Source organism: Pseudoalteromonas sp. MIP2626, from assembly GCF_013414205.1.
Taxonomy (GTDB): domain Bacteria; phylum Pseudomonadota; class Gammaproteobacteria; order Enterobacterales; family Alteromonadaceae; genus Pseudoalteromonas; species Pseudoalteromonas nigrifaciens.
This window is the reverse complement of sequence record NZ_JAATTW010000028.1, coordinates 21,887-45,690: the sequence shown is the minus strand read 5'-3', so window position 1 is coordinate 45,690 and position 23,804 is coordinate 21,887. Positions and strand designations below refer to the sequence as shown.

The window sequence follows — 23,804 nt, the reverse complement described above, 5'->3', positions numbered from 1 at the left end:
ACTTACACGCATAATAATAAGCAGTATCAGATTCTTACATCAATGCTTGATGTAATGCGTTACCCATCAAAAGAAATCGCTGATTTGTACATGCATCGCTGGGAAATAGAAATAGGATATCGAGAAATAAAACAAACGATGCTGCACTCAAGCTATATCCTACGCTCAAAAAGGCCGGGTATGATAAGGCAAGAATTGTGGGGGTTACTAATTGCCTACAATATTATAAGAATAGCCATGCGTGAGGCAGCAGAGTTACTGAAAGTATGGCCAAATCAACTGAGTTTTTCTCATTGTTCAAGACATATCAATGTATTTCTGTTAACTATCCCACTGACAAGTCCGGGAAATTTACCAAAACACTATGAGCATTTATTAGAAACGCTGACGCTATTTCAGTTACCAACAAGGCGTCATGAGCGCAGCTTTCCACGATGTGTGAAAAAGAAACCATCTAAATATCCCTATAAAAAAAGCCAGTCAGTGTTAACTGACTGGCATTAGTACCAGCGGCCGGACTTTAACTTATAACAGCGGCACTCCCGCGTGCCGCTCGAGTCCGGCGGGTTGTGTCCGTTTGCACTTTTCGTAGGCATAAAAAAACCCCGACCAATTTGATCGGGGCTATAAAAAGTGGTACCAGCGGCCGGACTCGAACCGGCACGCCTTTCAGCAGGGGATTTTGAATCCCCCATGTATACCAATTTCATCACGCTGGCATAATTTTTCTTTAACCTTCTAAATACCAGAAGATAAAGAAAAACCACTTTAGAGCTTAGGTTTATAAAACTGCCTTCGTCTCTATGCTAAGCATTATACAATCAATAAAGGTAGCGGCAAGCGTTTTATGACATAAGTACAATCAACCGCTTAACAATTAAGCAACCATTAACATTTAACTCTGCGCAGCGCTTTAATGCCTTACTGAAGAGGTAGTATTTACCAGCCTATTTGCTAAACTAGCGCGCATATTAATAGTGAGAGTATATTTATGTTGAATGAATTTCCACGAGCTGGCTTTTGGCGTCGTTTGGCGTCGTTAATTTATGATGCCTTGGTCGTAATTTCTTTATCTATGCTTACTGCCATACTCTACTTTGCAGTCATTCAGCTACTAACGTCTTTAGATATGATAGTTAAAACTGACGATCCTGCTGCTTTAATACAAGACTCCACGTTACTCTCTGGTATTAGAAGTGCGTTGTTTGTTGGAGTAAACGTATTCTTTTTTACTTATTTTTGGACTAAAAGCGGGCAAACCATTGGCATGCGCGCATGGCGCTTAAAAGTACAAACTCTAGATGGGCAACTTATTAGCTGGCCGCAAGCAATTGTTCGCAGCGTTAGCGCATTACTTGGTTTAGGTAATTTAGTGGTATTGGTTGATTTTAAAAATAAAAAAGCTTTACAAGATTATCTTTCTAAAACTGAGGTTATTGCACTCACCAAAGAAGAAAACAAGCGTATTTACCGTGAGCTTGATTAATTAAAAGTAATATACTGTAATTTATAAGCACAAAAAAGCGTGGCACTTTTATAAAGTAGCCACGCTTTTTTGTTTCAAGGTATCTTGTAACTACCCATTTTATAACTAGTTTTATGCGCGTTTATTCATTAAGTAGGTAGCAAAGCCGGTAAATATAATGCTAGGCACTACAGCACCAATAAACGCAGGTATTTGATACACCATAACCACAGGACCAAATATTTCGTTAGTTAGGTGAAACACTATACCCGTAACTACGCCCATTATTATACGTGCGCCCATAGTGACGGTACGCAGCGGGCCAAATATAAACGACAGTGCAACTAGCAACATTACGGCGATAGATATTGGCTGCATAAGTTTGCGCCAAAGCGCGAGTTCATAGGTGCTGGTATCTTGATCGTTTTGCTCTAAATAGCCTAAGTAAGACCATAACCCAGTAAACGACAGCGACTCAGGTTTAACCGACACCACACCCAGCTTTTCAGCAGTAAGTTGTGATGGGTAAAACTCCTCAGGCACTTGCTCTGTAGTAATAAGCTCATCACTTATTTTTACTTTATTGACGCCGCGCAGTAACCAGCCGTTTTCGCGACTTAGCGCATCTTTTGCTTTTGTTATTTGTGTAAGCGATAGCGACTGATCAAAGTGATACATATGCACACCATTTAATTTACCATTTTGATCTACATCTTCTATATTAATAAAATTATTACCGTCTTTTGCCCACACGCCTTTTTGCGCATTAAAAACATCGCCACCATGAATTGCCTGGTTACGCATTTCTTTAGCGTGTAATTGCGCCTCGGGTACTCCCCACTCGCCTAACGCCATCATACATAGCGCCATAAATACGGCGGTTTTCATTACCGAGCTTATAATTTGTAAGCGCGACATACCTGCTGCATGCATTACCACCAGCTCGCTGTTTGAGGCAAGTGCCCCTAAACCAGTTAAGCCACCAATGAGCGCGGCCATCGGAAAAAACACCACCAAATCGCCCGGTATTGTGTAAAGCGTGTAGAGCATCGCGGTCATTAAGTCGTAACTACCACGGCCAACTGACTTTAACTGGTCGATAAATTTAATTAAGGTGCTAATGCCTACCAGTACCAATAATGCAAAGCCGGTGGTTTGTAAAATGCTGCGACCTAAATACCAATCAAGGGTTTTCATCATGCGCCTAACTCCCGCTTAGTAATTATCGCTTTAAGCCAAGCGCCAAGTGGTCGCCCTTTAATTATTAATAGTCCGCCAATAAATAAGGCACTTAAGTGAATCCACCAAAGGCCAATAGAGGGAGGTATTTTGCCATCTTCAACAGCAAATTTAGCAGCGTTTAGTAAAATAAAATAACCTAAGTACAAGCTAATTGCGGGCACTAACTTAGCAAATTTACCTTGGCGTGGGTTAACCACACTTAACGGTACTGCTAATAGTGTCAGCAGAGGAATAGAAAGTGGTATAGCAATACGCCATTGCCACTGCGCGGTAGCCTCTGGAGTATTAAGTGCCAACAATTGATTAGTAGGAATTGCTTCTAATTTACGACGTTGGTGCTCTATTTCTTGCTCACGTATTTGTACACTATAACCGTCAAACTCGGTTAAATTGAGCGCAGGCGTTAAGCCATCAGTTTCATAGCGTTTGCCGTCGCTAAGAACGAGTTGTTGTTCGCCATTTTGCGCTTCAATTACAACTCCTTGCTCTGCATAAACTAGGCGTGCAAGGTTGTCTTTTTCGCTATCGGGGAGTTGCGCTACAAATACTTTATTAAGCTCTTTTCCACCGTTTTCAATGTTATGAATAAACACCACGGCTTTTTCGTTACCGGTTTGCTGAAAGCGACCAGCTCTTAATGCCGACAATCCTGCATCGGCTTTAGCTTGCTCTTTTAATTGGTACTCTTGCTCGCTTGCCCAAGGGGCTACATGCATAGTGAGCGCGGCGGCTAAAATAGCCAACCCCACACTTGATATAAGCGTCACTCTAACCACATACCATTCACTTACACCACAGGCTTTAAGCACGGTCATTTCGCTATCGGCGTAGATACGGCTGTAGGCCAAAATTATGCCTAAAAATATACTCAACGGTAAAATTAACGAGGCTAACTGCGGCAATTTAAGTGCGATCATCGACAGCACTAATTTAGCAGGAATACTGCCCTCAGAGGCATCGCCTAAAATACTAACTAACTTTTGCGACAAAAAAATGGTCATCAAAGTTAAAAATACGGCGACCTGCGATTTTAAAACCTCAGCAGTCAAATAACGAAAAATAAGCAATAGTCGCCCCTGTTAAACATGGTGTGTCACTGCAATAGTGAACGTTTATAGTTAATCATGATTTTACTCAGCCTTGCCGAGCATAGATCTAATATTATAAGCCATGAAAATTAATTATCCTACCTAACAACACGATATAATGTTGCATTAGTGACCCTTAAGCAGATAAAGTTCAATTACACAGTAAGAGTCGGGCAAAATCAGCTAAGATTAGAGCTACACCTAAATAATTTAGGTATATAAAACTAAAAATATTTTTAGTTTCTGCTTGGCTTCTAAAGATGACTCAAAATCAGGAGTGACAATGGAATTTAACGTAAAAAGTGGTAGCCCAGAAAAACAACGTAGCGCATGTATTGTAGTTGGTGTATACGAGCCTCGTCGGTTATCCCCCATTGGTGAACAACTCGATAAAATCAGTGATGGTTATATCTCAAATTTACTTCGCCGAGGTGACCTAGAAGGAAAGCCGGGCCAAGTTTTATTATTGCACCATGTACCTAATATTTTAAGCGAGCGCATATTGCTTGTAGGGTGTGGTAAAGAGCGCGAGCTTGACGATAAGCAATATAAGCAAATTATTTCTAAAACAATAAATACCTTAAACGACACCGGCTCTATGGAAGCGGTATGCTTTTTAACAGAGCAACACGTTAAAGGTCGCGATACCTACTGGAAAGTACGCCAAGCGGTAGAAACCACTCAAGATTGTTTATACACCTTTAATCAACTAAAAAGTAAAACAGTAGACCCACGTCGTCCACTGCGTAAAATGGTGTTTAATGTACCAACGCGTCGCGAGCTAACTATAGGCGAAAGCGCTATTGAGCATGGTTTGGCTATTGCAGCTGGTAGTAAGCTGTGTAAAGACGTAGCAAATATGCCACCTAACATTTGTAACCCTGCGTATTTAGGCGAGCAAGCACAACAACTAGCAACTAATTTTGACAACATTACCGTTGATCTAATCGGCGAAGAGCAAATGGCTGAGCTAGGTATGAACTCTTACTTAGCTGTTGGTCGCGGTAGTGTGAACGAATCGGTTATGTCGGTAATTAACTACAAAGGTGGCGCAGACGATCAAGCTCCTATCGTATTAGTTGGTAAAGGCTTAACCTTCGATTCGGGCGGTATTTCATTAAAACCTGGCGAAGGCATGGACGAAATGAAATACGACATGGGCGGTGCTGCAGGTGTTATTGGTGCAATGCGTGCACTGGCACAAATGCAGTTACCTATTAATGTGATTGGTATTTTAGCCGGCTGCGAAAATATGCCGGGGCCAAATGCATATCGCCCAGGTGACATTTTAACCACTATGTCGGGGCAAACCGTTGAAGTATTAAATACTGATGCCGAAGGCCGCTTAGTATTATGTGATGCACTAACCTATGTAGAGCGTTTTGAGCCAGAAACCGTTATTGATGTAGCCACATTAACAGGTGCTTGTATTGTAGCACTAGGCGCACATGCAACCGGTTTACTCTCTAATCATAACCCACTTGCGCATGAGTTATTAAAAGCATCGGAGCAAAGTGGCGACCGTGCATGGCAACTACCGCTATGGGACGACTATCAAGACCAACTAGAGAGCCCATTTGCCGACTTTACTAACTTAGGGGGCCGTGCAGCTGGTACTATTACCGCAGCGTGTTTTTTATCTAAGTTTACTAAAAAGTACAACTGGGCACATTTAGATATTGCAGGCACAGCATGGCGCAGTGGCGCTAAAAAAGGCGCAACAGGCCGTCCTGTTCCTATGCTTACTCAATATTTATTAAACAGAGCCGGCGTAAGCGAAGCCGCTCAAGATTAAGCATACCGCTTAGCTACTTAATAAGGCGCCGTTTGGCGCCTTATTTATTTGGGTATTAATTGAAGCAAAACCCGTTATATGGCAAAATCAGCCTCTTAATTTATGTGTATTAACTAGCTACACATTCAATGTCATGGGAAACCCCGATACAATGAACATGAACGCCCAATTTTTCGTTCTAAAGCAACAAGGTGAGTCGCTGGCTAAGCCTGATGATCATTTTGCTTTGGCGGCTCAAATTGCCGCTGATCAGTATCGGCTTGGCCAACGTGTATTTATTTGTGTAGATAACGAAAATACCGCCTTTGCCATTGATGAAACACTTTGGGCATTTGATCCCGACAGTTTTGTACCTCACAACCTACAAGGTGAAGGCCCAAAAGGCGGCGCACCGGTAGAAATTGGTACTACGCCCCCTGTTGGCAATCGTAAAGTTTTAATTAACTTGGCTAATAACTTACCGGATTTTATTCGCCGCTTTAACCAAGTTTTTGATTTTGTACCCGTAGAAGCCGTTGCTAAACAAGCAGCTCGCGAGCGTTTTAAAAAGCTACGCCAACTCGGTGCCAACATCACCACGCAAGATATTAATAACTAAAAACACTTTTAGTAAAATAGCTAACCAACTAATTTAAGTACTTATTTAAGGTTCTGTGTAATGGATAAAACCTACAATCCGCAAGATATTGAACAGTCTCTATACCAAGGCTGGGAAGAAAAAGGCTACTTTAAACCATCTGGCCAAGGCGTCCCGTATTCAATTATGATCCCGCCGCCAAATGTCACTGGTAGCTTACACATGGGCCACGCTTTCCAAGACACCATAATGGATACCTTAACGCGCTTTAAACGTATGCAAGGTAACAATACATTATGGCAAGTAGGTACTGACCACGCAGGTATTGCAACGCAAATGTTGGTTGAGCGTAAACTGCATGCTGAGGAAGGCAAAACACGCCACGATTTAGGCCGCGAAGATTTTATTAATAAAATCTGGGAATGGAAAAAAGAATCGGGCGGCACAATCACTAAGCAACTTCGTCGCCTTGGCGCATCGGTTGATTGGGCTCGCGAACGCTTTACCATGGACGATGGCCTGTCTGAAGCCGTTAAAGAAGTGTTTGTACGCCTGCACAAAGAAAACCTAATTTACCGTGGCAAACGCCTAGTAAACTGGGATCCTAAATTACACACTGCTATTTCTGATCTTGAAGTTGAAAATAAAGACAAGCAAGGCCACATGTGGAACTTACGTTACCCACTGGCCGACGGCGTTAAAACACAAGACGGTAAAGACTACATAGTAGTAGCAACAACTCGTCCAGAAACCATGCTGGGCGACTCGGGCGTTGCAGTAAACCCTGATGACGAACGCTACTTAGATTTAATTGGTAAAGAGATTTTATTACCCATTGTTAATCGCCGTATTAAAATTGTAGCCGATGAACATGCCGATAAAGATAAAGGCACGGGTTGTGTAAAAATAACCCCAGCGCACGACTTTAACGATAATGAAGTAGGCAAGCGTCACAAAATGCCGATGATCAACATTTTCGATAAAGACGCCGCTATTCTTACTCAAGGCGAAACTTACAGCTTTGACGGTAAAGAACTTGAGTTTGATGCACCAATTCCTGAGCGCCTACACGGGCTTGACCGTTTTGCTGCGCGTAAAGCGATTATAGCTGAATTTGAAGAACTAGGCTTACTTGAAAAAATTGAAGATCATGGTTTAACCGTTCCTTACGGCGATCGCTCAGGTGTGGTAATTGAGCCACTACTTACCGACCAATGGTATGTACGCGTTGCACCACTTGCAGAACCAGCTAAAGAAGCGGTTAAAAACGGCGACATTCAATTTGTACCTAAGCAATACGAAAACATGTACTTTTCGTGGATGAACGACGTACAAGATTGGTGTATTTCACGCCAGCTTTGGTGGGGCCACCGTATTCCAGCTTGGTACGACAGCGAAGGCAACGTATTTGTTGGTCGCGATGAAGCTGAAGTACGCCGCGAAAATAACATTGCAGATAGCATAACACTTAGCCAAGACGAAGACGTACTAGATACCTGGTTCTCATCAGCGCTTTGGACGTTCTCAACTCAAGGTTGGCCTGCAAACACTGATGATTTAAAAACCTTCCACCCGTCTGACGTGCTGGTAACTGGTTTTGATATTATTTTCTTCTGGGTTGCACGCATGATCATGATGACGCTGCACTTTATAAAAGACGAAAATGGCAAACCACAAGTGCCGTTTAAAACCGTGTATGTAACTGGTTTAATACGTGACGACAACGGCGATAAAATGTCTAAGTCAAAAGGTAACGTACTTGACCCACTGGACATGATTGACGGCATTGAACTTGAAGAATTAGTACAAAAGCGTACTGGTAACATGATGCAGCCAAAATTAGCGGCTAAAATCGAAAAAGATACCCGCAAAGTATTCGCTGGCGGCATTGAAGCACACGGCACCGACGCCCTTCGCTTTACGCTTGCAGCAATGGCCTCTACCGGTCGCGATATTAACTGGGACATGAACCGCCTTGAAGGTTACCGTAACTTCTGTAACAAACTATGGAACGCGAGTCGTTACGTATTAATGAACACAGAAGAGCAAGATTGTGGTTTTGCAACCGATGCACAAAAAGAGTTGTCGTTAGCCGATCGCTGGATTTTAGGTCAATTTGAGTCAACTGTTAAAAGTTATACTGAGCATTTAGATAATTACCGCTTTGACTTAGCTGCTAACACGCTGTACGAGTTTACTTGGCACCAATTTTGCGATTGGTACTTAGAGCTAACTAAGCCGGTATTATTTAAAGGCAGTGAAGAGCAGCAACGTGGTACACGTAATACACTAATTACCATACTTGAAAGCTTGTTGCGTTTAATGCACCCAATGATGCCATACATCACCGAAACTATTTGGCAGCGTGTAGCACCACTTGCAGGCCTTGAAACAGAGAACACCAGTATTATGGTACAAGCATTCCCTGTTTATAATGCAGCTAGCGTTGATGCTAAAGCAATGGACGATTTAGAATGGGTTAAACAATTCATTTTAGCAATTCGTAACATTCGTGGTGAAATGGACATTAGCCCAAGTAAGCCGCTTAGTGTACTACTTGCAAATGCTTCGAGCGACGACGTGCGCCGCATTGAGGAGAACAACTCATTTTTAGCATCACTTGCAAAAATTGAAGAGTTCACCATGCTTGAAAATAAAGATGATGCGCCTGCGTGTGCAGCATCTTATGTTGGTAATCTTGAAATTATGATCCCAATGGCGGGTTTAATTGACGTAGAAGCCGAGCTTTCACGTATTAATAAACAACTCGAAAAAGCCGAAAAAGGCCTAGCACAAGTGCAAAACAAACTCGCTAACGAAAAGTTTGTTAACAACGCACCTGAAGCTGTACTTGCTAAAGAAAATGCCAAACTAGCTGAGTTTAGCGATGCTAAAACCAAGCTACTTGAGCAAAAAGCAAAAATAGAAAGCTTATAATTTAGTTTCCGGGCATTAGCCCGGAACATTTTTATAGGCATTAAAAAGCCGCGCTATGTAATTTCATAGCGCGGCTTTTTTGTGTCTCTAAGCTCTAAGCTCTAAGCTCTAAGCTCTAAGCTCTAAGCAAGTATTAAAACTTATAGTTGTACTGAGCACCAACTAGCAATGCATGACCTTTTGATTCAAACGAAAAGCCATCTTCAGTAAAGTTTTGTGTTTTACCACGTAGTACACTCACACCTAAATCCAAGTCTGAATGTTGATCAATTGCGTAGTTACCACCAAACGAGAACCAAAAGCGGTCTGTATCTGGAATAGAAATCGACATATGGTTTTTATCAGCTGGTGACTCATCAAACGCAACACCGGCACGTAATAATAAGTCTTCGTTTAACTGGTAGTCACCGCCTATTGCATAACGCATTGAGTCTGAGAAGTTCTCTTCTTTAGAAAATGCTGGCGTTGGGGCACCTACATCAGCTTCTAGCTTGTCGAAGCTGCTCCAACCTGTCCACATTACACTGTAGTGTAAGCCCATTTTTTCATCTAACTGATGAGAACCCGAGAATTCAGCAATTGCTGGTAACGTGATTTCAACACTACCAGGTATTGACGCACCATTTGTACCACCAAATACTAACGGTAACTGGCTTGAAAACTCACCCTCAAAGGTAATATCAGTTTCGCTGCGGTAATTAAAACCAAAACGACTGTTTGCATCTAGTTGGTACATAGCACCAATATTCCAGCCAAAACCGTAGTCATCACCTTCTAAATGAACCGCTTGAGTTTCTGCTGGGATAGAATAATCTTGTGGTAAAATGCCCGCTTGAGTAAGCTGATCGATTCCTGCTTGAACATTTGCAGGTGTATGATCACCCCAATTACGAATAATCTTTGCTTCAGCGTAAATAGCGTTTAAACCTAAACCAACACTAAACTGCTCGTTCACTTTGTACGATGCACTGACGTTCATATTAACAGTAACGATTTCAGTTTCGCCCGCTAAACGACCAGCTGCATAATCATCACTAAACTCTGTAGCTAAACCAAAGTTAGAAAACGCACCAAAGCCAACAGACACTTTATCGTTAACTGGCATGGTAAAGTAACCCGCAGGTACAATTGCATTAGGGGCAATGCTGTCATCATTTAATGCTGATGCCGGAACCCCCGCTGGAGCACCCTCGCCTTTTAAGCTTACATCTGGAAGTACAGCAATACCCGCCACTGATATTTGTTTTTCTTTAAATAGTGACATTAATGCTGGGTTACGAGCGACTACAGACGCATCGTCTGCGATTGAAGCTTCACCTGCATAGGCGCGACCGAGTCCTGAGGCATTTTGCTCAGATAACTGAAATGCTGCAGCAAAACTATCTGCTGAAACAAGTACCAGCGACGCGGCGATTAGAGTTTTAGTAAATTTCATTGTTGTTTCCTTAACCAAACTTATTGTTCGGGTAGCTATGTGTGTTGTTATTAGGATTTCAAACCTGATCACACTACATTAATTTTTTATAAAAAACTCTACAAACACGTCAAAAAACAGTAAAAAACACGTTTTTTAACGACCATTTAACAACTTATTAAAACTCATCGGACTAGAAGTGTGCTATTAGAGTACAAGCTCTAATTGTAATTGATTCTCATTTGGATTGACTTGGGATGCGCTGCAATTTACACTCTCTATAAAACTATAATGAGGGAAAACGGTGAGCATTTTACTTATTTTGGCTGGGCTTATTTTTTGTGGCGCAAGTGTATTTTGTTTTTATAAAGCAAACTATTGTGCATGCACGCGTGCTGGGCAGTGTGACAATCCCGTTAATCACTTTTGGTTGGGTGCTATTACTTGTGCATTAATCTCGCTAACATTTTGCTGTTTAGCACTGCATGTAGAGCTTGGTACTTTATTGTGGTTAACATTAATGGCAAGTTGTTTTTTAGGTGCGTTTATTTCGGCTAAACAAAGCCAAAAACGAAAATGTACTAACACTATAAAAGTAAATGCTCTTTTAATAAACGAGATAAGTTAATCTGATAATCAAGGGGTTTAACACTAGCAATAATTTTAAGTTTTTGACTAGCTTCACTCAAATCAATATCTTTTGGCGTAACATGATGGCCATGTTTCGCATTATAAAATAACTTAACCTTAGGTTTAATTGGGTTAAGGTTATTTCCTTCAAGTACTAGTGCTAAGCGTTCATTGGTCAGCTTTACAATAGTGCCTACCGGGTGTACTCCCAAGCACTTAATAAATAGCTGCACTAATTCAGCATCAAACAGCTGCTTATTGGCAAGTAAATAACGCAGTGCATTAATTGGCTCGTCACCATCTTGATGAGGCCTATCAGCTGTTATCGCGTCGTATACATCTACAATTGCCATTATACGAGCAGGACGACTTAGCTTATCAGCACTTATACCACGTGGGTAGCCAGAACCATCTAACCGTTCGTGATGGTTTACTATCATGTCCATCATTAATGACGTTATTCCTTTTTCTCCTTTAATTAGGCCTAAACTTTGTGCAACATGCTTTTTAATTACAATGGCTTCACTTCCAGACACAGTGGTATTTTTTGAAAAAATCCCTTGTGGTAACTTTGCTTGGCCTAAATCATGTAGTAAAGCTCCCATAGCGAACTCTTGTACTATCGATTTTTTATACCCTAAATATTTAGCGAAAACGGCAGAAAAAATAGCACAGTTAATCATATGTCGCCAATTGTAACTGTGCTTATCTTGAATGCGAGTAAGAATGGTCAATGCATGCTGATTACGAAATACTGAACTAACTATATCGTCAACTATTTCCTTTAGTGTGTTTATATTTAGTGTTAAACCCGATGTTAAATCACTATATATAGCTTGCAGCTTACGGTTATGTTGATCATAAACTACATTTACTTTAATAAACTCCTGCTGAACGGTTATCGTTAACTTATCTTTTTCTGGCTTTACCTCATTAGCTACTTCTGATTTACCTTGTGACTTTTCTTTATTCCTGTATTTACTAGGTACACTCACATCACTTTTTTCAAAATCAATTAAAAGTTCAAGCACTCCTTCTACAATTAGGCGTTTAACAATAGAAGGGTTTTTCACCAAGCCACTGGTTTTAATTTTTATGCTGTCGATACTCTCATGTTGCTTAACAACACTATCAACATACATACCGGGGATAAGCTCTGATATAGGCAAGGTAACTAGCATAAAAATGTGATTTTTCTAAAATTAAGGGATATATACCCTAAATAGCACTTTTCAACCTTAAATGTCTACTTTTAAAGTTTTTACTAGTGATAAATAGCTATAAAACTATGCAAGTGAAATCGTTTTAATTTTATCTAGCCGTATTTTTATTATTTCATTTGTTGGCTCTTGCAGTGATAAAAACTCGCCTTCGTCTTTAATGCTCTCTAAGGCTTTAGCAACCCCCACTAAAATTTGGGTATCTAATGTAATAGCTACTTTATTTGCACGCATACAATAAAGCTCAAGCTGATCGTAATCGCCACATTTAATTGGTAGGTAAGTCATAATGAATATTTTTAAAGGATAATACTAAAAGTTAGCAAGTGTATTAGAGGAATGCAAATGGCGCTCTCGGTAGGGATCGAACCTACAACTCAGCCTCCGGAGGGCCACGTGATATCCATTTCACCACGAGAGCACATTTGTTGCCGCCACATCAACTCGCGATATCAATGCTTTGGCATGCGTAATGATAAAGACATCTACGGGTAATTGCTAGCGTCATTCGTTTACATGGCCATTATTTAAACACTTTTAAATAAAAGATTTCGCGCCATACTTAAAAGTCATTATTTATTGATATTAAAAAAATAACAGTAACGTTTCAGTTACATTTAAATTAGTATTATAGCTATACACTTTAATTTTATTTAGGAAGTAACTATGAATTTAATGTCTACTGAGCAAGTTGCTGAGTTTTTAGGGGTAAAAACAGAGCGTGTTAAACGCCTTGCCCGCGAAAGCTTATTAATGAGTAAATCTGAAGACACTAACGGTGATCCACAGTTTGATACTGATGAGGTTACTAAATATAAACTACTAGCAGAGCGCTTTGGCGGACTTTAATAGTCAGTCACAATTAACTCGTTAAGCTGCGCGCGTAATTCAGCTTCTTTACTGTTTATAGCGCGTTGCTCATACCAGCCTAAACTTAATACTAAAAAAAATAATTTATAACAATTGAGCTTACTTATCGAAAAGTAAAACTGTTCACCTTCTTGTTTGTGCTCTTTATCGTACTGTTTTTTATAGTTATATAGTAGCTCAGTTTGCTGCTTTTCATTCAGTTTAAAGCTAACAGCCAACGCCGCTAAGTCAAAATATACATCGTTAGTTTTAGCGTATTCAAAATCAATTAAATACATATCAGCAGTATTTACTATTATATTTTCTTTAACTAAATCATTATGACAAAAGCCGGTATTTAGTGGCATGTTTGCAACTGTATTTAATGCTATTTTAATGTGCGGTTGATATTGTTTATAAATTTCAGATTGCTGATAAAACAATAGCTCTTGTGCGATATTCATAGCATCTATTGTCGCACTGTAGTTGTGCACTACTGCAAGCTTATTCACTAAAGAAGAAGAAATAAAACTGGCAGTTTCACCCTCAATATAGTCAAAAGCAGCATACTTATTTGCCTCATCAAGCCAGATAGGCGCTGGGCACACGTTGTAATTACTAAAAACATGCTGTGCTACCAAAGCATTACTTGGCCAATGATCTTTATAACGCTTTAATAAATAAGCTTGCTGCTGTGTACGTATTAAAAAATTGTCGTTGCTTAAACCATTTAACAGTCGCTCACATGTAACAATGCTTTGGGGCTCTATAAACGCACTGCATATTTTAACTAACTGACTTTTATTAAGATGATTATTAACTGTCATATACTAGAGTTGCGCTATAGGTTTAGCTTGTTTTTGCTCGTACTCTTCGTACCAGGTTTTAAAACCCCACGCAGCCACTATGGTGTAAAAAATAAAGAGCGCGAGCGTTGGGTAGTAGCCTTTTTCGTAATATAAATACATAGACGCGGCGTCTATTACAATCCAATACAGCCAATTTTCGAGTACTTTTTTTGCCACTAAGTAAGTGGTAACTACTGCAAAACAGGTTGTAAAGCTATCAAGGTAAGCAAAGTCTGCATGGGTGTAATTTGTCATAAAGTGACCAATAGCAAGAGCAACTATGCTGGTCACTATAATCAATGTTACATGACGATTCATTGACCATGAGGTAATGCTTAAACTATCGTTGTTAGCTTTGCCTTTACGCCATACTAGCCAGCCAAACACCGCCATGTACATATAATAAAAGTGCAGTAACGACTCCATTAACAATGCACCATTCCAATACATAATAGTATAAATAAGGGTGCTAAAAAAAGCGGCTGGCCAACACCATAAGCTCTCTTTTATTGCTAATAATAAATAAGCCATAGACAGCCCCACTGCAATATATTCCCAATGCGACATTGCTGTAAAACCGCTTAAGGTTTGTGTTAAAAAGTCCATATTGTGTGGTTCCGTGTTACTAATATATATTAGCCGTTATTGTGGAGACAAATCGCCAGATAGAAATTTACATACAAAAATAGCTTTACCAAACTCTTCATACGAGCGTTTAATTTCGGTACTTAACACTTGCATTACTAAATCGTAATCACCAAATATTTGCGTTGATAAGGTATTAGTAATTACTTTTAAATTATCGTACTCGTTTAAGCGATCTATAAAGCCTTTTATAAACGGGATATAGTCTTGATGAAGTGGGTACTTGCTGATCTCTACTGTTAATTTCATTTTTTATCTCTTTATTATTTCATTTAAAAAAATCATTCAATGGTGATTCAATACAGTGTAAAATCACCCTAATTCGCAATCGAAATGAGCTTAATATGGCACGCAGAATAACCTATACATTTAAAAACCAACCGCGCGAAATTAATTTCGCTAAAGATAAATACCACGACATGTATCAGGCAATTGCCGCCGCTGAAGGTATCGATCTTACTAATTACTTATCTATGGTACAGCAAATCGAAATGACTTCGAAAGGCTCAGCGTCGGTGCGTAACTTTCGCGATCAAGAGTTTGCCCGCATGGGCTTTAGCGATATTTACTTTATAAAAGAGTAATAGTACCAGCAGTTTAACGCTGATACTGATAGCTTACCCTTGGTGTAATATTACACAATAACTCGTAAGGTATAGTATCGGCGCACTGGGCTATTTCTTCTACTGGTAGTTCAGGTCCCCACATAGTTACCTCGTCACCTACTTTAATATTATGCGTATTATTGCCTATATCTAAGGTGATCATATCCATAGCTACGCTACCTACAATACCATAACGCTGCTTATTTATTATTACCGGAGTGCCCGCTCTCGCATGGCGCGGATAACCATCACCATAGCCCATAGCAACAACCGCTAATTGGGTTGGCTTATCACTTTGCCAACGCCCGCTGTAACCCACCGCTTCATGGGCAGCTACATTACGCACTGCAATTACTTTTGTGGTTAAGCGCATAACCGGTTCTAATTGGTACGTTTTACCTGTGGTATTTGCCATAGGCGATACACCATAAAGCATTAATCCTGGGCGCACCCAATCACCGTGGCCACTTGGCCAAGCTAAAATACCGGCAGAGTTTGATAAACAATGTGCCTGTTCAACGTTTTCTGCCAGGCGATTAAACAAGGCTATTTGTTGCATTGTTTTGCTGCTATCAACATCATCCGCGCACGAAAAGTGAGTCATTAAATTAACCGTATTATTCGCATTAGCTGTTTTTTGTAAGCGATTATAAAACTCATCAAATTGCTCTGGTGCAATGCCTAATCTGTGCATGCCGGTATTTATTTTTAACCAGCAGTTTATAGGGGCCTCAAGCTGCGCATTTTCCAGTGCCGCTAATTGGTTTTCGTCATGAATAATGGTTTGAAAATTATTAGCTAATAAAATGGGTAAATCGGCTTCATCAAAAAAGCCTTCTAACAATACAATTGGTTTAGTTAAACCGCCAGCACGCAATGCCAGCGCTTCATCTATACGTGCCACAGCAAATGCATCGGCATCGTTTAAGTGCTGCGCTATGGTTACTAAGCCATGCCCGTAGGCGTTGGCTTTTAGCACGGCCATTACTTTGCTATTAGGCGCAAAGCTCTTAACTTGCGCAAGATTGTGCGCAAGTGCTGTTAAGTTAATTTCGGCTATAGCTAGGCGCATTAATAATCGTCATCTACTGCTGGCCCCGCATAATTATCAAAGCGAGAAAATTGACCTTGGAAAGTTAAACGTACTTTACCAATAGGGCCGTTACGTTGCTTACCTATAATTATTTCGGCAATACCTTTATCGGTACTGTCTTCGTTGTACACTTCATCACGGTAAATAAACATGATTAAATCGGCATCTTGCTCAATAGAGCCCGACTCACGTAAATCTGAGTTAATTGGGCGTTTATCGGCACGTTGCTCAAGCGTACGGTTTAGCTGCGAAAGTGCAACAACCGGACATTTTAGCTCTTTTGCCAATGCTTTAAGTGAACGTGATATTTCGGCAATTTCAAGCGTTCGGTTATCAGCAAGGCTAGGTACACGCATTAATTGCAAGTAATCGACCATGATCATGCTAATCCCGCCATGATCGCGGGCAATACGTCGTGCACGAGAGCGTACATCGGTAGGTGTTAAGCCAGAGGCATCATCAACGTACATTTTACCTTTTTCCATCAACAAGCCCATGGTTGATGAAAGTCGTGCCCAATCGTCATCATCTAACTGACCAGTACGTACCTTAGTTTGGTTAATACGCCCAAGAGACGCTAACATCCTCATCATAATTTGTTCAGAAGGCATCTCTAGTGAGTAAATTAGCACAGGCTTGTCTTGGGTCATTGCAGCGTGTTCTGCAAGGTTCATCGCAAAAGTGGTTTTACCCATTGAAGGACGCGCTGCAACAATAATTAAGTCAGATGGCTGTAAGCCTGTGGTCATTTTATCAAGGTCGGCATAGCCGGTACTTACACCCGTAACACCATCTTGTGGTGATTGATAAAGCTCTTCTATTTTATCAACGGTTTTTTCGAGGATACTATGAATGCTTTGCGGGCCTTCATTGTTTTTTGTGCGTTGCTCAGCAATTTTAAATACTTTGCTCTCGGCAAAATCGAGTAGGTCGTGGCTGGTGCGCCCTTCGGTATTAAAACCGGCTTCGGCAATTTCATTTGCTACACCAATCATTTCACGTACCACAGCACGTTCGCGCACAATACTTGCGTAAGCATCAATATTAGCGGCACTTGGGGTGTTTTTAGCAATTTCGGCTAAATAAGCAAAACCACCAATTCCTGCTAATTTATTATTTTTTTCTAGGCTCTCTGAAATAGTAATTAAATCGATCGGATCGCCAATTTCAGCAAGCGTTGTCATCGCTTCAAAAATAAGCTTATGCGTGCGGGTATAAAAATCCTGTGATACAACAAGCTCTGCTACGCGGTCAAATGCTTGGTTATCAAGCATTAAGCCACCTAAAACAGATTGTTCTGCTTCTATTGAATGGGGAGGAACTTTAAGGGTATCGACTTGCTTATCTCGTTTGGCCATGACTTCACAGTACTAAAATACAATGGTGCCTATTCTATCTACTTGCAGGGGCTGTGCAAATAGAAAAGCAGGAAATCTTTTCCTGCTTTTTGTAATCATGGACTGTAGCGAATGTTATTTAGTGTGAAGTTCGAGTCGCCCGCTAATTGTATTCATTTCAACGTTAGCATTACCGCCATTAATACTAAATTTTAAACTACTGGAAGGGCCATATTTAGCTTTACTGACTTTATCACTAGTCACTTTATTAATTATTTTGCCATTCGCATGCGCTTCAATTTCAAACTTAGCCGATACATCTGCCGCAAAGTAAAACTCGCCATCGCCACTTACCGACTCAAAACGAACATCTGCGCCCTTTAATAGCTCTTTAATATGTACTTCGGCCTCACCATTAACGGTATTAATTCGTAAGTTTTTAATGCTCGATAAAGTAAAGTCTATATCGCCATTTACGTTTTCCAGGCGTACATCGCTTGCTGTTGAGTTTGATTTAATATCGCCATTTACGGCGCTAAAACGTAACTTCCCGCTTGAATTTTTATCGTTAATTTCGCCATTTACGGTTTCAAATGCAATATTACCACTTAGGTTCTGTGCCTTTACATCGCCATTAACACTGGTAAGTTTAATATTGCCCGCTAAATTACTTGCGCTTATTTCACCATTAACCACATCTATTTCTGCACTGTTTTGTAGCTCTTTTGCTGTTACCGACACGTTTACACCAGCAAACTCAAGCGTGCTACTTTTGGGCATAAATATAGTTAACTTTGAACCATCACCACTGTTACCCCAATCCGTATTACGTGGCATGTTTACAATAAACTGGGTTTTATCACCACTGGTTTTAAGCTCATAGCCATCTGCTTTGTCGTCAAGTTCGCCCGATACTTTAAATTCGCTTTTATCCCAGCCCCTTATGTTTATATCGCCGCGTTGGTTTTCAATATAAATAGTGCCACCATTAGCTACTTCTATTTGCTTATCTATTTTTTCACCCGCTAATACCGCTAGTGGAAATAAGCTCAACCCTAGTAAAATCGCTTTCATGTTATGCTCCTAAATATGCTGCCAACGAGGTGCGTGCACCTTATTAATCAAATCAAGTTGTTGTTGATATATTTGCGCTAACATAGTTAATAGCGCTTGGTTTTGTGGTTCGTTTTCAAGAACCTGCTTTATAGCTAACTCAGCTTCTTCGAGCTCTTGCAATTGCACTTGCCAATTACTGGTAAGTGCGTCTTGATTTTTATACGCAACTAACAAACTATTTTTTTGCGCCAAAAAGTAATCACTTATTGCCACTACAGGCTTTGGTTCAGGCGTTATAAAAATAATGTTTACTGCAATTAAAGCCGCAACACTGCATGCGGCTACTGCCGTTAACTTTGGCCAAATAGTCGTGTGTTTTTGTGTAGCTCGCTCAGCATTAATAATCGCTCGCTCAACCCCTGGCCATAAATTTTTGCGTGGCGTTATGTCTTTATCAAGTGTGTTGAGTGACTCGTTTAAGTAGTCGTCAAAATTTACTTTACTCATTTTCATACCACTCTTGTAATAACTGCCTAGCACGATGATATTGCGACTTACTTGAGCCAACAGCCATACCTAATTGCTCAGCTATTTCCTCGTGCCTGTAACCTTCAATGGCAAACAGCACAAATACCATACGTGCTCGCTCAGGAAGCCTTACTATTAATTTATCTAAGCCATTTAATCCTTTACAGTCGTTAGCTGATTGCTCATCCATCCCGCTGTGCTCAATACTTACCACTTTTTGCAGCCAATTTTTTTGTTTGCGTAAGTAATTAATAGCAACATTACTCGCTACGCTGTAAAGCCAAGTAGAAAACTGCGATCGCCCATCAAACTGCGCTATTTTTTGCCACACCTGTACAAACACTTCTTGGGCTGCATCCTCTGCATGCGACTGATCAGCTAATAAACGTAAACATAGCCCGTATACCCGCTTTATGTGTAGCTCATAAAGTAGTGTGTATGCAGCTTGATCCCCCGACTTAACACGCTTAATGAGTGCTGCTTCGCACAATTGCGACTGTTCGGGTTTAACGTGTAACATCCGTAATGTCGCCTTTAAATTATAATTATTGGGTTAGCGTTTAAGTGTATTGATAAGTTAGACGTAATAACAGTTTGAAAAGGTTTAAATGAAATGAAAAAATAATTACAAAAAGGAAAAAAGATTTAGAGCTGGTTTATAAACCGTGGTGTTAGTTCTACCGTTTGCTAAATTTTAGGCACAAAAAAGCCGCGCTAAATAGCACGGCTTTTTTTTGCTTAATTAAAAATTAAGCTTCAGCAATAACGATTACTTTAATAGTAGCCGTTACTTCTGAATGTACTGCGATTGATACGTCAAATTCGCCAGTCTCACGGATAGTACCTAGAGGTAGACGAACTTCAGACTTAGCAACTTCAACACCAACAGCTGAGATAGCGTCAGCGATGTCACGAGTACCGATTGAACCAAATAATTTACCTTCGTCACCAGCTTTAGATACTAATGTAACTTCTGCTAATGCTTCAAGTTTGTCAGCGCGTGCTTGTGCAGCAACTAACTGATCAGCGATTTTCGCTTCAAGTTCTGCGCGACGAGCATCAAATGTTTCAATGTTTGCTTTAGTTGCAGGAACTGCCTTACCTTGCGGGAAAAGGAAGTTACGTGCGAAGCCAGATTTAACAACAACCTGGTCACCTAGGCCACCTAGGTTAGCGATCTTATCTAGTAGAATAACTTGCATGTTTCTACACCTTTTAAAAACGTGTTAATCCGCTGCTTACTTATGTAAGTCAGTGTATGGAAGAAGGGCTAAGTAGCGAGCACGCTTAATAGCAGTTGCTAGCTGGCGCTGATATTTAGCGCTAGTACCTGTGATACGGCTAGGTACGATTTTGCCACTTTCTGTAACATAGTTTCTAAGAGTAGCTAGATCTTTGTAATCGATTTGTTGTACGCCTTCCGCTTTAAAGCGGCAAAACTTACGACGTCTGAAATAACGTGCCATGAGATTAATTCCTCAAATAATTCTTTCGATATGCTGAGCATGCAAAACCAATTGGCTAAGGCCGTTACGACCTTCGTGGCGATTTAAAAAACCACTCACTTGCAATGCCTGCCCAACGTGCAAATGTTGAGTCTGTTGTTGCATTTGTTTTCCACTGGCAACCACTTGAAGCCGAACGTAACTATTACGGTTAAGATCTGCTTCTGTTTGCATTGATTTATGTTCAATAACAAAAATACAATGCGGTATACCAGCAGGACTTTGGCTTAACTTGGGAGTTTTACAAACTACCCCAGATAAAACCAGTTGATTCATAAAAGGGCTAACCATTTATATTCATCACCAGTTAAACGCCATGCTAGGACTCAAAACAATTAAGCAGCTGGTGCTTCTTTCTTCTCTTCTCTTACAAGAGGAGACGCTTCAGTTACCGCGTTTTTAGTACGCATAACTAAGTTACGAAGCACTGCATCGTTGTAGCGGAAAGTAGTTTCTAGCTCGCTGATTACTTCAGTTGGTGCTTCAACGTTCATAAGAACATAATGAGCTTTATGAAGCTTGTTGATTGGGTAAGCCAGTTGACGACGGCCCCAGTCTTCAAGACGGTGGATAACACCACCAGCTTCAGTGATAGAACCAGTATAGCGTTCGATCATACCAGTTACTTGCTCACTCTGATCAGGGTGAACCATGAATACGATTTCGTAATGACGCATGGATATTCCTTACGGTTAATAGAGCCTTCTACCGTTTCGGCCGGTCGGTTTAAGGCAAGGAATTAATAGTTTAAAAGCCGAAATGAGCGCGCATTTTACGCTTAGTTTGATAATTAAGCAAGCCAGTTTTCTATCGAAAATAAAGAAAAAGCCGTACAAATAGAGTTTAATTGACGTTTTTTATAAAAACATAACAATTTCAATTAGCTTGCTATGTATTAAGTCGTAATTAGGCCCTGCAAAACAAACTAAAAAACAACCACCTTGCTCAGCTTTTAGCCGACCAAGGTCTAATATAATAATTAAGCAAAAACGCTTAGTTTTTAATATCTCTCACACTCTTTTTTAGTTTTAGGATCATTTATGTCAGGTCAATATAAACAGCATTATAACGCCTTCAAACAAAACCCAGCTGAATTTTGGTTAGCACAAAGTAAGTGTATTCCTTGGTATAAAACACCCCAAAATGCCTATACACAAGACAGCGATGACTTATACCATTGGTTTGATGATGGCCAGCTTAATACTAGCTACTTAGCACTTGACCAACATGTTGAAGCCGGCTTTGGCGAGCAAACTGCGCTTATTTACGACTCTCCTGTTACCAATACTAAACAAACTTATAATTATTCACAGCTACAACAAGAAGTGGCTAAGTTTGCCGGTGTAATGCAATCGCTAGGTGTGCAAAAAGGCGACCGTGTGGTTATTTACATGCCCATGATCCCACAAGCAGTGATTGGCATGCTAGCTTGTGCTCGTTTAGGTGCAGTGCACTCTGTGGTTTTTGGTGGCTTTGCAGCTCATGAATTAGCGGTGCGTATTGATGATGCTAAACCTAAATTAGTATTAAGTGCTTCTTGTGGTGTAGAAGTAAGTAATATTATTGAATACAAACCCTTATTAGATGACGCCATTAAGCGCGCCACGCATAAAGTTGATCACTGCGTAATTTATCAACGCGAACAAGCAACCGCAACACTCAATAGCGGCCAAGATATTGATTGGGCAAAGGCTATGCAAACAGCACAAGCTGTTGACCCTGTACCTGTAAGTGGTAGTGATCCGCTATATATTTTATATACCTCAGGCACCACAGGATTACCTAAAGGTGTAGTACGTGAAAATGGCGGCCATGCTGTTGCCCTTAATTACAGCATGAAAAACGTATATGGTATGGAGCCTGGCGAAGTTTTTTGGGCTGCGTCTGATATTGGCTGGGTGGTGGGTCACTCATACATAGTATATGCGCCGTTAATGTATCGTTGTGCAACTGTACTTTACGAAGGCAAACCAGTGCGCACCCCAGATGCCAGTGCATTTTGGCGAGTAGTAGAGGAGCATAAAGTAACAGCCTTATTTAGCGCGCCTACTGCATTTAGAGCAATTAAAAAAGAAGACCCTGAAGCTGAGGGTTTTAAAAAATATGATACATCTAGCTTAAAACGGTTATTTTTAGCCGGTGAGCGCCTTGATGCCGCTACTTACGGTTGGTTAAAAGAAAAAACCGGCCTACCTGTGCTCGATCATTGGTGGCAAACAGAAACCGGCTGGGCTATTGCTTGTAACCCTATTGGCATTGAACACTTAGAAACCAAAGCAGGTAGTTCAACCGTTCCTACACCGGGCTTTGACGTACGTATTTTAAATATGGAAGGCGAAGAATGTGCCCCTAACGAAAGTGGCGCAGTAGTAATAAAACTGCCCTTACCGCCGGGTTGCTTGTCAACAATTTGGCAAAATACCGAGCGCTATAAACAAGGTTACCTGAGCGAATATGAAGGCTATTACCTGTCGGGAGACGGTGGCTACATAGACGAAGACGGCTACTTATTTATTATGGGTCGTACCGATGATGTAATTAACGTTGCTGGCCACAGGCTATCTACCGGCGAAATGGAAGAAATTGTTGCCGCCCACCCTGCGGTTGCAGAATGTGCTGTATTTGGTGTAAACGATGCGCTTAAAGGGCAAAACCCAATGGCGATGATAGTACTGAAAGACGGTTTTACCGGCTCTCACCAAGAAGTACAACAACAGCTTGTGCAATCTGTACGTAACCAAATTGGTGCTATCGCGTGTTTAAAAAATATTATGTGTGTTGAGCGCTTACCTAAAACACGCTCAGGGAAAATTTTACGCAAAAACTTACGCCAGCTTATTGATGGCGAAGAACTGCAAATTCCATCGACTATTGACGACCCCAGTATTTTTGCCGAGTTAAGTGAACAACTTGCTGAAAAATAAAACGAACTGTTTATAGTTAAAGTCTATCGGCACCGAGTGAAGATAG

26 protein-coding genes and 2 tRNA genes are annotated in these 23,804 nt (G+C 40.6%); 9 read left to right on the top strand and 19 right to left on the bottom strand.

What is annotated here, in order from left to right:
• Positions 1-504, top strand: a 504-nt coding sequence (locus HC000_RS12220) for a transposase (RefSeq protein ID WP_179807788.1), incomplete at its 5' end; no start/stop codon positions are given.
• Positions 505-634: 130 nt separating this feature from the next.
• Here the strand turns inward: HC000_RS12220 and HC000_RS12215 are convergent.
• Positions 635-719 (bottom strand) — tRNA-Leu (locus HC000_RS12215).
• 272 nt (positions 720-991) lie between these two features.
• On the opposite strand from HC000_RS12215, the gene HC000_RS12210 reads away from it, so the two are divergent.
• The gene (locus tag HC000_RS12210; RefSeq protein ID WP_179807787.1) at positions 992-1,486 is read left to right on the top strand and encodes an RDD family protein; all 495 of its coding nucleotides are present in this window, start codon (positions 992-994) and stop codon (positions 1,484-1,486) included.
• A gap of 111 nt (positions 1,487-1,597) precedes the next feature.
• On the opposite strand, the gene lptG is transcribed toward HC000_RS12210, so the two are convergent.
• Entirely contained in the window at positions 1,598-2,665 is a 1,068-nt protein-coding gene (gene lptG / locus HC000_RS12205; RefSeq protein WP_179807786.1) for an LPS export ABC transporter permease LptG, read from the bottom strand.
• Entirely contained in the window at positions 2,662-3,774 is a 1,113-nt protein-coding gene (gene lptF / locus HC000_RS12200) for an LPS export ABC transporter permease LptF (RefSeq protein ID WP_179807785.1), read from the bottom strand. Before lptF ends, lptG begins: the two co-directional genes overlap by 4 nt.
• Before the next feature lie 304 nt (positions 3,775-4,078).
• On the opposite strand from lptF, the gene pepA reads away from it, so the two are divergent.
• The 3 genes from pepA to HC000_RS12185 all read left to right on the top strand — a co-directional run bounded on the left by pepA (position 4,079) and on the right by HC000_RS12185 (position 9,104).
• Entirely contained in the window at positions 4,079-5,590 is a 1,512-nt protein-coding gene (pepA, locus tag HC000_RS12195) for a leucyl aminopeptidase (RefSeq protein WP_058374053.1), read from the top strand.
• A 151-nt stretch (positions 5,591-5,741) separates the two neighbouring features.
• Positions 5,742-6,188 (top strand): DNA polymerase III subunit chi, encoded by a 447-nt coding sequence (locus tag HC000_RS12190; RefSeq protein ID WP_179807784.1) that lies wholly within the window; start codon positions 5,742-5,744, stop codon positions 6,186-6,188.
• A 60-nt stretch (positions 6,189-6,248) separates the two neighbouring features.
• A complete protein-coding gene (locus HC000_RS12185) occupies positions 6,249-9,104 on the top strand; it encodes a valine--tRNA ligase (protein WP_179807783.1) in 2,856 nt (951 codons plus the stop codon).
• A 133-nt stretch (positions 9,105-9,237) separates the two neighbouring features.
• Here HC000_RS12185 and HC000_RS12180 read toward each other — a convergent pair whose 3' ends face one another.
• Positions 9,238-10,539: an outer membrane protein transport protein gene (locus HC000_RS12180; RefSeq protein WP_179807782.1), complete on the bottom strand. Its 1,302-nt coding sequence runs from the start codon at positions 10,537-10,539 to the stop codon at positions 9,238-9,240.
• A 283-nt stretch (positions 10,540-10,822) separates the two neighbouring features.
• On the opposite strand from HC000_RS12180, the gene HC000_RS18570 reads away from it, so the two are divergent.
• The gene (locus HC000_RS18570) at positions 10,823-11,146 is read left to right on the top strand and encodes a hypothetical protein (RefSeq protein WP_346010172.1); all 324 of its coding nucleotides are present in this window, start codon (positions 10,823-10,825) and stop codon (positions 11,144-11,146) included.
• Here HC000_RS18570 and HC000_RS12175 read toward each other — a convergent pair.
• The 3 genes from HC000_RS12175 to HC000_RS12165 form a co-directional block, all read right to left on the bottom strand.
• On the bottom strand, positions 11,106-12,329 hold the full coding sequence (locus tag HC000_RS12175; RefSeq protein ID WP_179807781.1) for an HD domain-containing phosphohydrolase: 1,224 nt from the start codon (positions 12,327-12,329) through the stop codon (positions 11,106-11,108). The two genes, HC000_RS18570 and HC000_RS12175, sit on opposite strands and share 41 nt — an antisense overlap.
• Before the next feature lie 105 nt (positions 12,330-12,434).
• A complete protein-coding gene (locus HC000_RS12170) occupies positions 12,435-12,656 on the bottom strand; it encodes a Rho-binding antiterminator (RefSeq protein WP_179807780.1) in 222 nt (73 codons plus the stop codon).
• 58 nt (positions 12,657-12,714) lie between these two features.
• A tRNA-Arg gene (locus HC000_RS12165) sits at positions 12,715-12,789 on the bottom strand.
• Positions 12,790-13,034: 245 nt separating this feature from the next.
• Here HC000_RS12165 and HC000_RS12160 point away from each other — a divergent pair.
• The gene (locus HC000_RS12160; RefSeq protein WP_086997802.1) at positions 13,035-13,217 is read left to right on the top strand and encodes a helix-turn-helix domain-containing protein; all 183 of its coding nucleotides are present in this window, start codon (positions 13,035-13,037) and stop codon (positions 13,215-13,217) included.
• Here HC000_RS12160 and HC000_RS12155 read toward each other — a convergent pair.
• From HC000_RS12155 to HC000_RS12145, 3 genes are read right to left on the bottom strand one after another with little or no spacing between them, the layout of a single operon-like run.
• Positions 13,214-14,044: a phosphotransferase gene (locus tag HC000_RS12155; protein WP_179807779.1), complete on the bottom strand. Its 831-nt coding sequence runs from the start codon at positions 14,042-14,044 to the stop codon at positions 13,214-13,216. The two genes, HC000_RS12160 and HC000_RS12155, sit on opposite strands and share 4 nt — an antisense overlap.
• A 3-nt stretch (positions 14,045-14,047) precedes the next feature.
• A complete protein-coding gene (gene pnuC / locus HC000_RS12150; protein WP_179807778.1) occupies positions 14,048-14,671 on the bottom strand; it encodes a nicotinamide riboside transporter PnuC in 624 nt (207 codons plus the stop codon).
• A 36-nt stretch (positions 14,672-14,707) separates the two neighbouring features.
• Positions 14,708-14,959, bottom strand: coding sequence for a hypothetical protein (locus tag HC000_RS12145; protein ID WP_011329082.1), 252 nt, complete (start codon positions 14,957-14,959; stop codon positions 14,708-14,710).
• Between the two features lie 95 nt (positions 14,960-15,054).
• Between HC000_RS12145 and HC000_RS12140 the strand changes: the two genes are divergently transcribed.
• Positions 15,055-15,294 carry a DUF2960 domain-containing protein gene (locus HC000_RS12140; protein WP_011329083.1) on the top strand — a complete coding sequence of 80 codons (240 nt, stop codon included), beginning with the start codon at positions 15,055-15,057 and terminating at the stop codon, positions 15,292-15,294.
• A gap of 13 nt (positions 15,295-15,307) precedes the next feature.
• Here HC000_RS12140 and alr read toward each other — a convergent pair whose 3' ends face one another.
• From alr to rpsF, 9 genes are all read right to left on the bottom strand, one after another.
• Complete coding sequence (gene alr / locus HC000_RS12135; RefSeq protein WP_041454553.1) at positions 15,308-16,387, bottom strand: alanine racemase; 1,080 nt, start codon at positions 16,385-16,387, stop codon at positions 15,308-15,310.
• Complete coding sequence (gene dnaB, locus HC000_RS12130) at positions 16,387-17,766, bottom strand: replicative DNA helicase (protein ID WP_041454554.1); 1,380 nt, start codon at positions 17,764-17,766, stop codon at positions 16,387-16,389. Before dnaB ends, alr begins: the two co-directional genes overlap by 1 nt.
• 114 nt (positions 17,767-17,880) lie before the next feature.
• Positions 17,881-18,819, bottom strand: a complete 939-nt coding sequence (locus HC000_RS12125; RefSeq protein WP_179807777.1) for a DUF4097 family beta strand repeat-containing protein — start codon at positions 18,817-18,819, stop codon at positions 17,881-17,883.
• A 9-nt stretch (positions 18,820-18,828) separates the two neighbouring features.
• Positions 18,829-19,314: a hypothetical protein gene (locus tag HC000_RS12120; RefSeq protein ID WP_179807776.1), complete on the bottom strand. Its 486-nt coding sequence runs from the start codon at positions 19,312-19,314 to the stop codon at positions 18,829-18,831.
• Complete coding sequence (locus HC000_RS12115; protein WP_179807775.1) at positions 19,301-19,849, bottom strand: sigma-70 family RNA polymerase sigma factor; 549 nt, start codon at positions 19,847-19,849, stop codon at positions 19,301-19,303. Before HC000_RS12115 ends, HC000_RS12120 begins: the two co-directional genes overlap by 14 nt.
• Positions 19,850-20,078: 229 nt before the next feature.
• Positions 20,079-20,531, bottom strand: a complete 453-nt coding sequence (gene rplI / locus HC000_RS12110) for a 50S ribosomal protein L9 (RefSeq protein WP_011329089.1) — start codon at positions 20,529-20,531, stop codon at positions 20,079-20,081.
• A gap of 36 nt (positions 20,532-20,567) precedes the next feature.
• Positions 20,568-20,795, bottom strand: a complete 228-nt coding sequence (gene rpsR / locus HC000_RS12105) for a 30S ribosomal protein S18 (RefSeq protein WP_002962753.1) — start codon at positions 20,793-20,795, stop codon at positions 20,568-20,570.
• A 12-nt stretch (positions 20,796-20,807) separates the two neighbouring features.
• Positions 20,808-21,125 (bottom strand): primosomal replication protein N, encoded by a 318-nt coding sequence (gene priB, locus HC000_RS12100; RefSeq protein WP_041454555.1) that lies wholly within the window; start codon positions 21,123-21,125, stop codon positions 20,808-20,810.
• A 44-nt stretch (positions 21,126-21,169) separates the two neighbouring features.
• Positions 21,170-21,511 (bottom strand): 30S ribosomal protein S6, encoded by a 342-nt coding sequence (rpsF, locus tag HC000_RS12095; RefSeq protein ID WP_011329092.1) that lies wholly within the window; start codon positions 21,509-21,511, stop codon positions 21,170-21,172.
• Positions 21,512-21,874: 363 nt separating this feature from the next.
• Between rpsF and HC000_RS12090 the strand changes: the two genes are divergently transcribed.
• Positions 21,875-23,758 carry a propionyl-CoA synthetase gene (locus HC000_RS12090; protein WP_011329093.1) on the top strand — a complete coding sequence of 628 codons (1,884 nt, stop codon included), beginning with the start codon at positions 21,875-21,877 and terminating at the stop codon, positions 23,756-23,758.
• Positions 23,759-23,804: the final 46 nt, after the last annotated feature.